The sequence below is a fragment of the Bradyrhizobium sp. SRS-191 genome, assembly GCF_024586915.1.
Classification (GTDB): Bacteria; Pseudomonadota; Alphaproteobacteria; order Rhizobiales; family Xanthobacteraceae; genus Bradyrhizobium.
On sequence record NZ_JANBVS010000025.1, the window covers coordinates 1 to 15,581 of the forward strand.

14 protein-coding genes are annotated in these 15,581 nt (G+C 63.2%); 11 read left to right on the top strand and 3 right to left on the bottom strand.

Annotation, left to right across the window (positions count from 1 at the left end; genetic code table 11):
• Nucleotides 1-143: 143 nt before the first annotated feature.
• Entirely contained in the window at nt 144-560 is a 417-nt protein-coding gene (locus NLR35_RS30560) for a DOPA 4,5-dioxygenase family protein (protein ID WP_257170256.1), read from the top strand.
• Nucleotides 561-860: 300 nt separating this feature from the next.
• On the opposite strand, the gene NLR35_RS30565 is transcribed toward NLR35_RS30560, so the two are convergent.
• Nucleotides 861-2,048: a polysaccharide biosynthesis/export family protein gene (locus tag NLR35_RS30565; RefSeq protein ID WP_257170257.1), complete on the bottom strand. Its 1,188-nt coding sequence runs from the start codon at nt 2,046-2,048 to the stop codon at nt 861-863.
• A gap of 555 nt (nt 2,049-2,603) precedes the next feature.
• On the opposite strand from NLR35_RS30565, the gene NLR35_RS30570 reads away from it, so the two are divergent.
• From NLR35_RS30570 to NLR35_RS30580, 3 genes are all read left to right on the top strand, one after another.
• Nucleotides 2,604-2,885, top strand: coding sequence for a hypothetical protein (locus NLR35_RS30570; RefSeq protein ID WP_257170258.1), 282 nt, complete (start codon nt 2,604-2,606; stop codon nt 2,883-2,885).
• 445 nt (nt 2,886-3,330) lie between these two features.
• On the top strand, nt 3,331-3,654 hold the full coding sequence (locus NLR35_RS30575) for a hypothetical protein (RefSeq protein ID WP_257170259.1): 324 nt from the start codon (nt 3,331-3,333) through the stop codon (nt 3,652-3,654).
• A gap of 1,034 nt (nt 3,655-4,688) precedes the next feature.
• The gene (locus NLR35_RS30580) at nt 4,689-5,069 is read left to right on the top strand and encodes an H-NS histone family protein (protein ID WP_257170260.1); all 381 of its coding nucleotides are present in this window, start codon (nt 4,689-4,691) and stop codon (nt 5,067-5,069) included.
• Nucleotides 5,070-5,265: 196 nt separating this feature from the next.
• Here the strand turns inward: NLR35_RS30580 and NLR35_RS30585 are convergent, their stop codons facing one another.
• Nucleotides 5,266-6,741 (bottom strand): undecaprenyl-phosphate glucose phosphotransferase, encoded by a 1,476-nt coding sequence (locus tag NLR35_RS30585; protein ID WP_257170261.1) that lies wholly within the window; start codon nt 6,739-6,741, stop codon nt 5,266-5,268.
• Nucleotides 6,742-7,153: 412 nt separating this feature from the next.
• On the opposite strand from NLR35_RS30585, the gene NLR35_RS30590 reads away from it, so the two are divergent.
• Both NLR35_RS30590 and NLR35_RS30595 read left to right on the top strand, forming a co-directional pair.
• Nucleotides 7,154-7,951 (top strand): sugar phosphate nucleotidyltransferase, encoded by a 798-nt coding sequence (locus tag NLR35_RS30590; RefSeq protein WP_257170262.1) that lies wholly within the window; start codon nt 7,154-7,156, stop codon nt 7,949-7,951.
• Entirely contained in the window at nt 7,948-8,601 is a 654-nt protein-coding gene (locus NLR35_RS30595) for a PIG-L deacetylase family protein (protein WP_257170263.1), read from the top strand. Before NLR35_RS30590 ends, NLR35_RS30595 begins: the two co-directional genes overlap by 4 nt.
• A 114-nt stretch (nt 8,602-8,715) precedes the next feature.
• On the opposite strand, the gene NLR35_RS30600 is transcribed toward NLR35_RS30595, so the two are convergent.
• Entirely contained in the window at nt 8,716-9,816 is a 1,101-nt protein-coding gene (locus NLR35_RS30600) for a hypothetical protein (RefSeq protein ID WP_257170264.1), read from the bottom strand.
• Between the two features lie 327 nt (nt 9,817-10,143).
• On the opposite strand from NLR35_RS30600, the gene NLR35_RS30605 reads away from it, so the two are divergent.
• The 5 genes from NLR35_RS30605 to NLR35_RS30625 are packed head-to-tail and all read left to right on the top strand — an operon-like array spanning nt 10,144 to nt 15,573.
• Nucleotides 10,144-11,181 carry an NAD(P)-dependent oxidoreductase gene (locus tag NLR35_RS30605; protein WP_257170265.1) on the top strand — a complete coding sequence of 346 codons (1,038 nt, stop codon included), beginning with the start codon at nt 10,144-10,146 and terminating at the stop codon, nt 11,179-11,181.
• Between the two features lie 54 nt (nt 11,182-11,235).
• A complete protein-coding gene (locus tag NLR35_RS30610; protein WP_257170266.1) occupies nt 11,236-12,498 on the top strand; it encodes a class I SAM-dependent methyltransferase in 1,263 nt (420 codons plus the stop codon).
• Between the two features lie 9 nt (nt 12,499-12,507).
• Nucleotides 12,508-13,047 (top strand): dTDP-4-dehydrorhamnose 3,5-epimerase family protein, encoded by a 540-nt coding sequence (locus NLR35_RS30615; protein WP_257170267.1) that lies wholly within the window; start codon nt 12,508-12,510, stop codon nt 13,045-13,047.
• A 43-nt stretch (nt 13,048-13,090) separates the two neighbouring features.
• Complete coding sequence (locus NLR35_RS30620; RefSeq protein WP_257170268.1) at nt 13,091-14,419, top strand: DUF4910 domain-containing protein; 1,329 nt, start codon at nt 13,091-13,093, stop codon at nt 14,417-14,419.
• Nucleotides 14,416-15,573: a glycosyltransferase gene (locus NLR35_RS30625; RefSeq protein ID WP_257170269.1), complete on the top strand. Its 1,158-nt coding sequence runs from the start codon at nt 14,416-14,418 to the stop codon at nt 15,571-15,573. The genes NLR35_RS30620 and NLR35_RS30625 overlap by 4 nt, the downstream gene beginning before the upstream one ends.
• Nucleotides 15,574-15,581: the final 8 nt, after the last annotated feature.

A 15,581-nucleotide genomic window follows, 5' to 3' on the forward strand; every position in this document is an offset into this window, starting at 1 on the left:
TTTCAGCGCGGCGTTGTCGTTAGTGGCGCTGGCTTGGGGACATTATCCGAGTGCAACTTGGCTGGGTGGTGTCGGCGAGGCTGAGATGCTCGCCGAGGCCGATCTATGGATGGCCGATTGCCGCCGTCCGTCAGGAGACACCGATGGCCGGGACCAGACCGGAGCCGCATCGCTTGAGCGCGATCGCGAGCTTTCACGCCCATGTCTACTATGATCAGGACACCCACAGAGAGGCGGAGGAATTGCGCCACTGGATCGGCGAGCGATTCGTCGTGACGCTCGGGCGCTGGCACGACGCGCCGGTCGGCCCGCATGAGCGCGCAATGTACCAGGTCGCCTTCGCTGTCGAGGTGTTTCCAGTGCTGGTGCCGTGGCTGATGCTCAATCACGGCCGGCTCAGCGTATTGGTTCATCCGAACACCACGCAGCCGCTCGCCGATCACACGGAGTATGCCCTGTGGATCGGTCGGCCGCTCGGAATTCGCGGTGAGAAGCTTCTCGAGACCGCGGAAGCCGAGCTCCCACTCATCCCCAACACCACGCCGAGCCTGCCAGCTTGAGCCGATCGGTGACGGAGCATGCAAGGCGCCGTGGCGCGCACCACGACTCGGACCTCCATGGCGCCGGGCGAGATCGAAGGCGCTCAGAAGCACCTACCCCCCCTGGAGACATCGGACTTGCCGAATCTGCTCAAGACCAAGGTCGGCGACCGGGCAGGGCGCGCGGCCTCCGACCGTGTGAGGAGACAGCGTCTTTTTGGCGTCGGGCCGAACGTGTGTGCTCAGGTCTGCATGTTGCGCGCGATCATGGCCGGGCCCGGCGCGCAACCGAACCGCGCCGGAAAAGCCTGTCGATCGCCGTCACCACCTGGTCTTCGTCGCCGCATTGACGTTGGTCACCGCCGCGGCGGTGTTGGACGTCGTCGCCGCCGTGTTGTTGATCAGGGTCAACAGCTTGTAGTAGTCGACGACCTTGGCGTTCGCGACATACATCACGTCCTTGCTGCGCATCTGGAAGCCCGAGGCCAGCAGCATGCCGGAGGGATCGCGCAGGTTGATGTGATAGATCGTCGGAATGCGGTCGTAGACGAAGCGCGTGGTATCGATGCCGAGCTTCTGCAGCAGCGGCCGCTCCTCATAACGATACAGGAAGACCTCGGCCGGATCGGATTGCTGGTCGTTCAGGCCGCCGGCCTTGCCGATTGCCTGCGCCAGGGTCAGCGTCTCGGTATCGAACGAGATCTCCGAATTGAACCCGAAGACGTTCTGGTTGAGCGCGCCGAGCGCCGTGAAGGTCGGGGATTCCCTGGTAATGTAGACGACGTCGTTCGGACGGATGAAGATGTTCTCGCGCGGATCCTGCACGACGCGGGCGAGCAGCACGCGGACGCGCCGGCCGTCGCGCTGCAGGGTCACGTAACTCTCGATGGCCTCGTGCTTCGGCCCGCCGGCCCGCGCGATCACGGCCAGAAGCCGCTCGCCGACGCTGTTGAGCGGCAGCACGCCCGGCGTGTTGACGTCGCCGAGAACGCTGGCCACGCTGGAATGCTGCTGGTTCAGGCTGACGACGACCTGCGGCTCGAGCGCGCGCTTCTGCAGGCGAAACACGATCTCCTGCTCGATCTGGGGCAGAGTGCGGCCGGCCGCGGCGATCTCGCCGGCATATGGAACGCGGATGTTGCCTTGCTGATCGACGGCCTGCGCCGGCAGATCGACGAAATTGCCCGGACGGGCGCCGGCGGCGGTCGGCGGCGTGAATAATCCGCCGGGGGCTGCCTCGAAAATGGACACGTTCAGGACGTCGCCGACACCCGCGACCTGGACCGGCTTCGGCCGCTTGTCCGGAAACACGCCCTGGAAGGTGACCAGGTTCGGCTGTGACAGGAAGCCGATCGTCTCTGAGCTGACATCGACCAGGGCATAGGGCAGGGCCGTGGTCGACCGGACGCTGGCCGTGGCGTTATCGCTGACCGCGTCGCTCGTCGGACCCGTCCCGGGCAGCCAGGAGCAGGCCGGCAGAAACGCCAGGCATGCGATGGCGGCCAGCAAGCGTGAGCCGCCGCGCAGGCGGCGAAAACGGCCCGACGTCGCTGCGCTGTGGCGGATGAGAGATCCTGCACCGCCGGCCGATCCGAACGACCCGAGCGGACTGATCAAGCTCTTCAAACGCATTTTCGGATACAACAAAAAATCACGTTGCCCCACGCCACTCCCTCCCCCAAGGAGGAAGACGCCCCTCTTGGTCCCAAGCCTACCCGGCGCCCACCCCGGGCGAAAGCGCACCACCGTTCGTCCCCACCCGCTTTTGCCGCATCGTGCTAATTAGGTCACAGTCCATCCTCACCGAGGTACCGTCGTCGCCGGCGCACGTCGCGGCCGCTTCGGTTGCGAGGGAGTCCCTTGCGGAAGACCTCCTGAAATCCATAAAAATCTAGGCATAAAGCCGTTGAGCAACGGTTATCTGAGTCGCTCCCGATCGTTTGCGACATGAGCCGTGGCGGATCGGACGGCATGCAGAACCCGGTCATCCCCCAGACCGGTTGTCGATGACCATCATCCAAGTCTAAGGTGGACCCGCCCGCCACCGATCCGCTTCTGGGGAGCATGCCATTGTCGAACCTGATCAGGGGCACCGCCGCCCTCGCGCTCATCTTGGCTGCCGTGTCGGGCGAAGCCGCCGCCCGTGGGCTTTATCCCTTGACCGAGTGCGGCCCCGATCTCAGCCGTCTCTGCCGGCTCCGCGGCGCGTTCGATGCCACGCCGTTTCACTACAATCTCGCGATCTATCCTGGATGCATCAGGCGCGTCGCCGTCGAGACGCCCCGCGGTGTGCGATATCGGCGCGCCGTGGTCTGCGGGGCGCCGGAGCGGGCGATGGTGTGGTGAGACGGACCTCGTGCCGGAGGCACAGAGATGGTCTGCGGAGTGCGAGTGGGAACTCCAATGGAGTGCCTGTCACATTAAATAAGCAGGTTGCGCGGTCTGTTTTGTGCAATCTAAAATTAAATATTTACTATGAACCGGACGGACAACGCGAGATACGAAAAAGCGTGCTCTGAACAAACTAAAGCTTTAATTGTCGTCGACCAAGGGTGGTTAATAAGTCCTTTCGGGGACGCGGTAAAAATATACTCCAAGCCGCTTCCTGCGCCGGACGTATTTAATGTCTTGCCTTGCAGATGGTAAATTAACTTGTCGCGAGTGGTTAATTTAATTCCGGTCATCGGAGCCGGTCCGTCGTCGCGATTGCAATTCGCCGGCGTTCGAGAAAAGTCCTGCAAATCTCGCCAACGAGTGGGGTCCGTCCTTGTGTGACGAGCTTGGTACAGCGTTGAGTGACGATGAGTTGGACGTTGGAAGCAGGGGCGCCCTCCAGGCCGTCCTGACATCATTGAACAAGATCCGGAGCGCCAAATCGCGCTTGCAGGTGCGATCGTCGGACAATGCGACGCCCGCCGCGCTGATGGCGCAGATCGAACTCTGCAACACTCTCCTCGACGAAATTCAATCCATCAGTTGCAGCCTCGACAAGCGTGTCGAGCACGCGGGCGCTGCTCCCAGCCGCCGTCCGGTCGCAAACAGGCGGCATCGCGGCACGGCTCACCTGATCGTGCCGCGCCGCGCGGCGCCCGGCCGCACCAAGCAACAGCGATAGGCACGGCGGGGACGTCATCGCCCGCCGGGTGTGCTGGACCTATACATTAGTGGGGCCAGCGGACACCCGCGGTCGGCGCCGCGGTGCGGTCGCCACGGCGCCGACCGCGGCAAGTTCAAGGCCCGACCGGTTGGCATCATCATTCTCGGGGATCGCCGACCAAGGGGAGGTCGACGCGACCGACCGCTTTGCGATGGTTCGAAGAGCCGCTGCTGCCGGGCCGTTGCGCCCAAAGAGAACCTATCAGCCGATGTCGTCCCGAGGTCGCGGATCTGTTCGCGCTGGCAAAGGGCCCGGCTGCGCGCCGTTCACTCCGCCTCCGACGAGCGCCGTCCCGCCGGCTTGGAATCGTCATCGCAACCAAGGATCGCGCGGCGCGACCGTTCTCCGTGAACACGCCTCTCGGCAGGTTCATGGTCAATGTGCAGGACCCTCTCGGGCGTCAAGACGTCAGGACGATCTCACTGGGCGCAGCGCCTACGATTTCCGATCGTCCACAGGCGGCGCGTCGGCGCGCCGCCTGCCGGCAGATGAATGGATCTCGACCGTTTCGCGGCATATTCCTGATGCCGTGCGTAATTAAACCGTGATCTGGCATTTTGTGCAGGGGCATAAATATCCCGATCCTTGTTATCGGGGAGGCCGCGCGAATAGGTTGTGCACGTTATCGGGCGTTCTGAAAAATGCTCTCGTGCAAATGGTGCCTTGAACCGGAATCAGCCGGCCTGCGCCGTGATATGCGCGTAATGACTGCGCCGTTCTGCCGCAAAATGCGAAAATCCCTTGCAGATCGTGTCGATTCGGCGTTTTTTCGTGAGGAGAATTTTCGTGGACGTCATCTTGTCCGAACCGCGTGACACATTATCGGAATAGGGTTGCAGGTTGATATTTTATCGAGCTACAACCAAATCCATCGCCGGAGCGGGTATAACTCAAATATTACGTTTTTCCGACAGCGAACCACTTGCGGATCGAAATACCGAATTATATGACATTAATCCGGCAGGATAGAGATCACAGATAAAGGTCGCTGTATGTCCACCAAGAAGATCGATTTCGAGGCGATGTCTTTCGATGACCTCTGGTCTCTCCATGAGCAGATCAGCCAGATCCTTGCCGAAAGGATCACATCGGAAAAGCGCGAGCTCGAACGTCGTCTGGCGGTGCTGAACCGCAGCCGCGGGGTCATCGAGGGGGCGAATGGCGACGGCGCTCAGTCCTACAACGGCAATGGCAAGGCGCGTCGCAAATATCCGCGGGTCCTGCCGAAGTACCGCAATCCGCAGACGTCCGAGACCTGGTCAGGCCGTGGCAAGCAGCCGCGTTGGCTGGTCGCTGCGATCAAGACGGGGCGCCGGATCGAGGAGTTCGCGATCAACGGCAGTGCGCCGAAAGGCCGCCGGCAGCGCGCCTGACCGTTCCGGTGCGTTCGGCTTCCTTCACCGCCATTCTCGGTCGGCCTGTAACGTTGCGCGCGCCTCTCTCTATCTCTGTCGGATGGCTCTCCGTTCAACGCTGAAGGACGCATCGTCGATACGTCGGCGCGGCGGGTGCGAGCAACGGCCTGGGCTGGAGTTTCAACTCGCCTGAAGGCCGTCTCTGCGGAGCTGGCTAGTAGGCGTTGTCTCCGCGAATCAGCTCGAGCGGCGTCCTCAGCAGGATCGCGATGTCCAGCGAGAGGCTCCAATTGTCGATGTACCAGAGGTCGAACTCGACGCGCTGCTCGATGGAGGCGCGCGTCGGCGTCGGCCCCCTGCAGCCATGCACCTGCGCCCATCCCGTCAGTCCTGGCTTGACGCGGCGCCGGAACGCGTAGTTGCGCACGAGCTTGTCGAACTCGTTGTCATGGGCCAATGCATGTGGGCGCGGGCCGACCAGGGACATGCTCCCGTTCAGCACGTTGAGCAACTGCGGCAGCTCATCGATGCTGGTTCGCCGTAGCCACGCGCCGATGCGCGTGAACCTGCTGTCGCCGAGCTTGGCCTGGATGAGGGAAGGACCGTCTTCGAGCACGGACATCGTGCGGAACTTGAAAATCTGGAACGCCCTGCCATTGAAGCCGCAACGCTGCTGCCGGAACAGCGCCGGACCAGGCGAGTCGAGGCGGATGGCGATCGCGACCAGCATCAGCAGCGGTGAGAGCAGCGTCAGCGCCAATCCCGCCAGCAACACGTCCATGAGCCGCTTCGTCGCGTGCTCGACCGGACTCATCAATCCCCGGTGCAGCTCGATGCAGACGGCGCTACCGATCTCGCGGCGCGGACGCTTGAACATTTCCGAGGCCGTTCCGACGGGCACGAAGCTGACCGGGAAGGGGAGGACCCTCAGCTCGGCGCCGAGCGTGCGCAGATCGGACCACGGATCAGGATTGGCGCCGACCACGATCTCTTCGATGTCCGAGCCGCGAACGTAATCGATGACGCTGGTCACGATCCGCTGGCGCTGATCCGGGCCGGCTCCGGGCTCGGGAAGCAGGAAGTGTCGCTTGACGCGAAAGCCGGTGTCCGTGAGCAGCTGCGTCAGGCCCGCATTGTCCTTGCTGTCCTCGTCGGTGATCAGAACGATGTTCCGCCCCGAGAACCGTTTCTCTGCCAGCCCCTTCACCAGCAGATATTCCGTGATCCGGCGGTTGATGATCAGCGCCGAGAGCCCCAGCAGGGCGAACACGACGCTCGTCCCGCGCGAGAACTCGCTGCCGATCTTCAGCGCAAACAGCGCGCCGGCCAGCACCAGGAAAGCCGTGACCCAGGTCAGGCACGTCGCGCGGACCTGGCGCGGCAGGATCAGCAGCTCTGCCGGGCGATACATGCCGCGAATCTTCATCAGCGAGACGAACAGCGCCGAGACCAGGATCGCCAATCCCACCGATTTGCTGACGTCGTTAGCGCCGGCCGCGTCCTGCAGGTGGTAGAGAAAGCCGGACAGCACGCTGGATGTGGTGATCGTCGCAATGTCTGCCGCGATCGCGAAAGGCTCGACCGCGGCGTAATGCACGGGCCATTTGCGCGCCTGGACTTGCCGCTCCGCCAATAACGCGGTCGGCATTCCGTTCCGATCGAGAGTCTCGGGCTGATCCACGTAATGCATGGGATAGGGGTGTTCGAAACTCGGTTAAATAGCGGATTGGGGTGGATGATATAATCGAATATTTAATTTAACAAATAAAATCGTCGTCCGTTTAATTTCCGCGCGGATGGTCTCGAAATACCGGAGGGATGTGCTGGGTGTGCGGCTGGCCAGGGCCGCGCCGCATCATGCGTGTGGCCGATTAATGTCCGCCGCGGGAATATTTCAATATCCAATCCAAAAAATATCATTTAAAATGGAATTTAATGTGATTATTAATCGTCGGGTGCTGGCCGGCGCGAGATGTCGATGTCCGCGGCCGGCCCGTCGGGGCCGGAGTGGATGGCGCGACGAGAGCGCCCGAGCAGGGCCGGCGGAGTTGATCGATCGTGATGCTCATTTCCAAGATTATGCATCTGAAGGACGTCCAGTCATGAAGGTTGTATTGTTCTGCGGAGGACTTGGGACGCGGATCAGGGAATACTCCGAGAGCGTTCCGAAGCCGATGATTCCGATCGGCCACCAGCCGATCCTCTGGCATGTGATGCAGTACTACAGCCAGTATGGACACCGCGACTTCATCCTGTGCCTTGGTTACAAGGCGAACGTGGTGAAGGATTATTTCCTGAACTACAACCAGGCTGCGACCACCGACTGTACGATCTCGCAGTTCGGCAAGAAGATCGAACTGCTGGGCGAGCGCCCGGCGGATTGGCGGGTCTCTCTGGTCGACACCGGCATCTGGCGCAATATCGGTCAGCGTCTGCGGGCCGTCCGGCATCTGGTCGAGGGCGAAGAGATCTTCCTGGCCAATTACAGCGATGGCCTCACGGATGCGCCGCTGCCGGACATGATCGACCGCTTCAAGCGAAGCGGCATGATCGGCTGCTTCATCGCGATTCATCCGCCGATCAGTTTCCACCTCGCCGAGTTCGACGCCGATGGCAAGGTCGGCCGCATGGCGGCGAGCAACGATTCGGACATCTGGATCAATGGCGGCTATTTCATCTTCCGCAAGGAGATCTTCGACTACATCGAGGAAGGCGACGAACTCGTCGTGCAGCCGTTCAAGCGGCTCATCGATCGTGGCCTCCTGATGGCCTACCGCTACGAAGGGTTCTGGCGGGCGATGGACACGCTGAGGGATCGCCAGGTGCTCGAGGAGATGATCGAGCGCGGTGACACGCCCTGGCATCTCGGCGCCAACCTGCCGGCCGTGGTGAACGGATGAGAGCGCTGCAGCTCGCCGGTCGCGGCGACCGGCTGTCGGTTCTTTGCCTGGGCGCGCACTCCGACGACATCGAGATCGGTGCCGGGGGGACGCTGCTGACCTGGCTCGATCAGGGCGTGCGCCTCGACGTGCACTGGTGCGTGCTGAGCGGCAATGGCGAGCGCGAGGTCGAGGCGAGGGCATCTGCAAATGATTTTCTCGCCGAGGCGGCTGGCCGGACGCTCGAGATCAAGAATTTCCGCGACGGCTTCTTTCCGGAGCAGGGCGAAGACATCAAGGCCTGGTTCGAGGAATTGAAGGGGCGCATCGAGCCTGACGTGATCCTCGCGCACCGGCGCGACGACGCGCATCAGGACCATCGGCAGGTCAACCGGCTGGTCTGGAATACATTCCGCGATCATCTCGTCCTCGAATACGAGATTCCGAAATGGGACGGCGATCTGGGACGGCCGAACGTCTACATGCCTGTCTCCGAGCGGGTCATGAAGCGGAAGGTCGCGCTGCTGATGTCGCACTTCGGCAGCCAGCGCTCCAAGCAGTGGTTCGACCCCGAGACATTCATGGGCCTGGCCCGGCTGCGCGGCATGGAATGCCGGGCGGCCGAACGCTACGCGGAAGCCTTCGTCGTCCGCAAGCTCGCGTTGAGCTGATCGCAGCCGAAGCGATCGGGCGCGACATTCGCGCGCCGCGATCCCGCGTGTGGAGCGGCTGGCCGTTGCAGCATTTGGCAATCGGCTGATGAGCCGGGACGTGGCTGCGGGGCGTCAGCCCGTGGCGCGCCTGGGGAGGTCGACAGCCTCCTCCGTAGGGGCGCGCTCGATCGCGGAGGCCGGCACCTTTTCCAGCCAGACCTCGCGCCACCAGGCAAAGATGCCGCGCGGGCAGAACAGGCGGTTTTCGCTGTAGCGCGACTGGCAGTAGACGCCGTCGAGGATGACCGCCGGCGTCTTCATCCGCCGGATGTAGCCGGTGCGCTCGTCGATGAATTTTTCCACCCGTGTGCGGACCCGAAACACCTTTCCGCAATAGGGCACCATCTCCGCATCGAAGCCCATGCCGCGGTTGTTGGTCTGCTTGTCGATGGTGGCGAGGATCTCGTTGTGCGGCCGGACGCGGACGAGATCGCCCGGCTGCAGGCCGAGATGGGCGATCGGCGCGTCCTTGTCGGTCGCGAGGTCGCCGCGTTTCCGCGGAAACGGCACGCCGCCCCATAGCGATTGGATGCGATCGTAGATCCAGCGGGCCGGACGTCCGAGCCGTGGACGGCGAGCCATGGTGGCGCCGACATAGGCGAAGTAGAGGAGGCCGCGGAACATCTTGCCGGCGGACACATTGCCGGACGCGATGTCTTCGGCATATTGCCGTGCGTCCCACCATTTCAGCGGCTGGGTGTAGTTCGGCAGCTCGGTGGCTTGGCAGGAATATCTGGGACCTTTGCCGGCCGCCTGATCGGGCGATTTCGTTGCGTCCCACACCGCGCGGGCGCTGCATCCGCCGGATGCCTGGCGTGCGGCGGCATGCGCCTGATTGGCCGCCGCGGCCTGGGCCGGATCCACTGGAGACAGCCACGCCTCCTTCCAGAAGATCAGGCACGCGGCCTGACAGCCGCCATAGGCCTCGCCGTCACAGCGCAGGTCGAGATGCACCGCGTTGGGCAGGCGCCGTCCGAGCCATTCGCCGGTGTTGTATCCGGTCACCGTGTCGCAGGTCTTGTGGGCGCGCTTGTAGACCTGCAAGCGCTGGCCGCACCATTTGAACATCTGCGGCATGAACGGCAGGCCCTCGAGCCTCCCATTCGCATCGAGCGTGGCCAGGATCTCTTCCTTGCTGCGGACTTCGACCCAGTCGCCGGCGGATAGCGTCATGCCTTGTCTCTCAAATCTTCAACGAAACGACCGAAATAAAGCTGACGAGGTTTGAGGTTCTCGTTTGTCCGATTCATGGCGTTATTTAATTTGGTGAATATAATTAAATCGCGGGGACGGCAAGCGCGAGGTCCGGGCGACCGCGGTCGAGGGGCGCTCATGCAGAAAAATGCCGCATTTCGGATGGTTGTACCAGCCGTCCGGATGAATGCCAGGTCCCGCAATGACTCGGTCATTGGATTTGCTGGACGCGGCGTGATATTATATTTTATAATCGCTCGTGGTATTTAAATCGTGCTTTGTTGACGGCGTAAAGGGGTAGCGATTTTGCGAGTGCTCATCACTGGAAACATGGGCTATGTCGGTCCCGTGGTCGCAAGGCACCTGCGGGCGCGGCGGCCGGATGCGACGCTGCACGGTTTCGACAATGCCTATTTCGCGCACTGCCTGACCGGGGCGCCGGTTCTTCCTGAGCGGTATCTCGACGAGCAGATCCATGGCGACGTCCGCGACATGGCGGTCGATCTCCGCGGCTACGACGCCGTGGTGCAGCTGGCGGCGATCTCGAACGATCCGATGGGCAACCGCTTCCAGGACGTGACGCTCGACATCAACCAGAACACCACCGTCTCGCTCGCCCGGGCGGCGGCGGCGGCGGGCGTGAAGAACTTCGTGTTCGCCTCGAGCTGCAGCGTCTACGGTGTTGCCGATGGCCCGCCGCGGAAGGAGAGCGACCCGCTCAACCCGATCACCGCCTATGCCAAGTCGAAGATCGGATCCGAGCAGGAGCTTGCGTCGATCGATACCGGCATGACCATCACCTGCCTGCGCTTCGCGACCGCGTGCGGCATGTCGGACCGGCTGCGGCTCGACCTCGTTCTCAATGATTTCGTCGCCTGCGCGCTGACGCGCCGGCAGATCAGCGTGCTCTCGGACGGCACGCCCTGGCGCCCGCTGATCGACGTCGCCGACATGGCGCGGGCGATCGATTGGGCGATCGACCGGCCCGCTGATAACGGCGGTCGCTTCCTCACTGTCAATGCCGGCTCTGACGACCGCAACTACCAGGTCAAGGATCTCGCCGACGCGGTGGCGGCGCGCGTCCCGGGGACGGCGGTGTCGATCAACACTTCCGCACCGGTGGACAGCCGCTCCTACAAGGTGGATTTCGGCCTCTACCGCTCGCTCGCGCCCGATCACCAGCCGCTTGTGTCGCTGGACCAGTCGATCACCAATCTGGTCGACGGCCTGACGCGGATGAAATTCAAGGATGCCGAATTTCGCTCGTCGGATCTGATCCGTCTCAAGGTCCTGCAGGACCATATGGAGACCGCGAGGATCAACGACAGGCTGCAATGGACCTGACGCGGCCGCCCTCCGGGCCATCGCTTCGCCAGACAGGACAGTGACGGAGACACCATGGAACTGAGCCTTCCCACCGCCGTGGGTATCGCGCCCAAATGCCGGCATTGCGGCGATGAGCTCACTCTCAAGCTCATCGACCTCGGCGCTTCGCCGGTCGCGAACGACTATGTGGATCCCGCCAATTACATGCGGGCCGAGCCGTTCTATCCGCTGGAGACGTTCGTGTGCCGCGAATGCCGTCTGGCGCAGACCCGCGACCTGCTGGCGGCCTCGGAGATCTTCCGCGCCGACTACGCCTATTTCTCGTCGCACTCGACCTCCTGGCTCGAGCACGCCCGCAGCTATGTCGAGGCCATGGCCGCGCGTTTCCGGCTCGGTCCGTCGTCGACGCACATCGAGATCGCGTCGAATGACGGCTATCTTCTGCAGTACTCGTTGCAGAAGGGGATCAACTGTCTGGGTGTCGAGCCGTGTGAGAGCGTCGCAATGGCCGCGCGTGCCAAGGGCATCGCGACGCGGATCGAGTTCTTCGGCCGCGAGTGCGCGACCGGTCTGCGGGAGGAGGGCTGGTCGGCCGATCTTCTCACCGCGAACAACGTGCTCGCCCATGTTCCTGATATCAATGATTTCGCGGGCGGCGTGAAGATCCTGCTGGCGCCCGAGGGCGTCGCGACCTTCGAGGTGCAGCATCTCCTGACGCTGATGCAGCGGCATCAGTTCGACACGATCTATCACGAGCACTTCTCGTATCTGTCCCTGATCGCCGGCCTGCGCATCTTCGCCCGGGCGGGCTTGCGCGTGTTCGACGTCGAGTTGCCCGAAACCCATGGCGGCTCGATCAGGTTCTTCGTCTGCCATCAGGCCGCCTCGCACGTCGAAAGCCCTGATGTGGCCGATGTGCTGGCGCGGGAGCGCGCCTACGGCCTGCACGAGGACGCGATCTATGTGGCCTGGAACGAGCAGGTCAAGGAGACCAAGCGCGCTCTCCTCGAGCTGCTCACCGCGCTCAAGCGCGACAACAAGAAGATCGTCGCCTATGGCGCGCCGGCCAAGGGCGTCACGCTGCTGAACTACTGCGGCATCCGGACCGACTTCCTCGACTTCACCGTCGATCGCGCTCCCTCCAAGCAGGGCCGCTACATGCCGGGGGTCCGCATTCCGATCCTGCCGCCGGAGGCGATCTTTGAAGCGAAGCCGGACTACGTTCTGATCCTGCCGTGGAACATCAAGAACGAGATCAAGACTCAGATGGCGGAGATCCGCAGCTGGGGCGGCCGCTTCATCGTGCCGGTGCCGAAAGCGACCATCGAGGACTAGGCTGTCGCCATGAGGTTTGTCCAACTGGGACGGTCGGATGCGCGGCTGATCGAGCTCACGGTTCGCGCCGATGAGCGCGGCAGCTTCACGCGGACATGGTGCGCCAAGACCTTCGCCGACGAGGGCATCACCTTCCAGCCGGTTCAGGGCAACAGCTCGGTGACGCGCATTCGTGGCAGCGTGCGCGGCATGCATTTCCAGCGCGCGCCGAAGCGAGATGCCAAGATCGTCCGCTGCACGGCGGGGCTGATCCACGACGTCATCGTGGACATCCGGCCGGACTCTCCGACGTGCGGCGAGGTCTATGCCTGCGAGCTCGGCCCGTCGACCGCGCGCATGCTCTACATCCCGGCCGGCTTCGCCCACGGGTTTCAGACGCTTACCGACGACGTGACGGTGGAGTACCTGATGGGCGTCGACTACGCCGAGGAGCTGTCGGACGGCTTCCGCCACGATGATCCGATGTTCGGGATCAACTGGCCGCAACCGGTGACCGTGCTGTCGGCGAAGGATGCGTCCTGGCCGCCGATGGCGGAGCGGGGTCTGTGATGAGCGTCATGAGATGGGTTTTCGGGCCAGGAGCTCTCGCGTGATGCTGGACAGATTGACGTCGCCGATGGCCGGGAGAACGCCGGAGATCGATCTCCACGATCTCGTGACGCAGCTGTTTCCGATCAATCGCAGCCTGACCGGCGCGGGCGTTCGCCAGACGCTCGAGATCGTCGGCCGTCATATCGATCTCACGATGCATGAGGTCGCCACCGGGACGCCGGTCCTCGACTGGCATGTGCCGGCCGAGTGGAATATCCGCGGGGCGACGATCTCCAGCATGGCGGGCCGTCGTCTGGTCGACTTCGCCGACAACAATCTTCATGTCATGGGCTACAGCAAGCCGGTGAGCGCTGTGATGAGCCGTGCCGAATTGGCAAGGCATGTTCACACGCTGCCTGACCAACCCGACCTGATCCCGTACCGGACCGGCTACTATGCCGATGATTGGGGCTTCTGCCTGCCGGATCGTCTGTGGCGGGAGATGACGGATGACAGCTATCGCGTCGAGATCGACAGCGATCTGGCGCCGGGATCTCTGACCTATGGCGAGTTCTTCGTCGCCGGCCAGTCGGACAAGGAGGTGTTGATCACCTGCCACATCTGTCATCCGAGCCTTGCCAATGACAATCTCTCCGGCATCTCGGTGATGACAGCGCTGGCGATACGGCAGGCGCGGCTGAAGCCCAGGCTCGGGTATCGGTTTCTGTTTCTGCCGGCGACCATCGGGGCGCTGGCCTGGCTCGACCGCAACGAGAGCCGCCTGGGCCAGGTGGAGCATGGACTCGTCCTGACCTGTCTCGGTGATACGAGCTGCTTCCACTACAAGCAGAGCCGCAAGGGCGCACCGATCGACCGCGCCGTGGCGCATGTCCTCAAGCACTCCGGATTGCCCCACGAGATCATGCCGTTCAGTCCGTATGGCTATGACGAACGGCAGTTCTGCTCACCGGGATTCGACCTGCCCGTGGGCTGCCTGATGCGCGGGGTGCATGGAACGTTTCCGGAGTACCACACCTCGGCGGACAATCTCGATTTCGTCAAACCGGATTGCCTCGATCAGTCCTATGCCGTCATCGCCGAGGTGCTCGACCTGCTCGATCGGGACTGCGTCTATGAGCGCGTCGATGGGCGCGGCGAGCCGCAGCTCGGACGGCGCGGGCTCTATCGGGCGATTGCGGGCCAGCGCGAGGCGGGCGGGGCGACGCAGATGGATCTGCTGTGGGTGCTCAACCTCGCCGATGGCAGGCACAGCCTGCTGGACATGGCGATCCGCGCCGACGTCCCGTTTGCCCGCATCGAGGCGGCGGCTCGGCTGGCGTTGGACGCCGAGCTCATCCGATCTTTCCAAACGGCAAGTGAGGCGCCATGAGCTCGCAATCGGACACGTCGCGCGTCCTCGTCTTCTCGCTCCGGAACATTTTCGGCAAAGCGCTCAATCGCGGTCCCCATGTCGAGCTCGAGGACATCATCTGCGAGATCGATTCCGCAGATTTGCTCGCGCCCACGCTGGATCCGTCGAGCCGGCGGGCCAGCTTCGCGACCCGGCTGGGCTATCATGCGCCGGTGCTGCTGAACCCGGGTCTGCCGCGCATCCCGGCCAGCCGGCAATATGACGTCCTGTTCGCCATCTGCGGCTTCCCGCAGGACCTCATCATGTTCGACGCGATCGCGGATCTTCGTGGGGCTTGCCGGACATCCGTATGTCTGCTGGACGAGATGTGGGTGAAGGAGATCGCCAAGCACCGCCATTTCCTGAAGGTGCTCGCCAAGTTCGATATCGTGATGCCGTTCCAGATCGGCACGGTGAAGCCGCTCAGCGAGGAGATCGGGCAGGCCTGCACGCATCTGCCGCTCGCGATCGATGCGATCAAGTTCTGTCCCTATCCCGATCCGCCCGAGCGGGTCATCGATGTCTTCAGCATGGGGCGCCGATCCCGTGTCATCCATCAAACGCTGCTCGCGATGGCCCGCGACAGCGGTCTGTTCTATCTTCACGACACGATCGGCGGCAGCCAGGCAATCGACCTCGCAGAGCATCGGGCGCAGGTCGCCAACCTCGCCAAGCGCAGCAGGTATTTCCTCGTCAATCCCGGCAAGTTCGACGAGCCGGGCGAGACGGGACGACAGGTGGAGTTCGGCTACCGCTATTTCGAAGGCGCGGCCTCCGGCGCCATCATGCTCGGCGAGCGCCCCGACAACGAGCTGTTTCCGAGACTGTTCGACTGGCCCGATGTCATGGTCCACGTGCCTCACACCTCTGATGGGATCGATCGAGTCATCAGGGAGCTGGATCGTGATCGGGAGCGCCAGGAGGCGATGCGGCGCACCGGCATGGTGCAGACGCTGTTGCGTCACGACTGGGTCTATCGGTGGGAAACCATCCTGGACGCGACGGGCCTGCAGCCTCTCCCGGGCCTTTCGGCCCGGAAGGACCGGCTCAGGGCGCTGGCCGAGATGGTCTCCGGCCCTGGTCCGTCCGCGATCCCGGATTTAAAGCGGGAGCCGGCATTGTTGGCAAAATGAGGATTTAA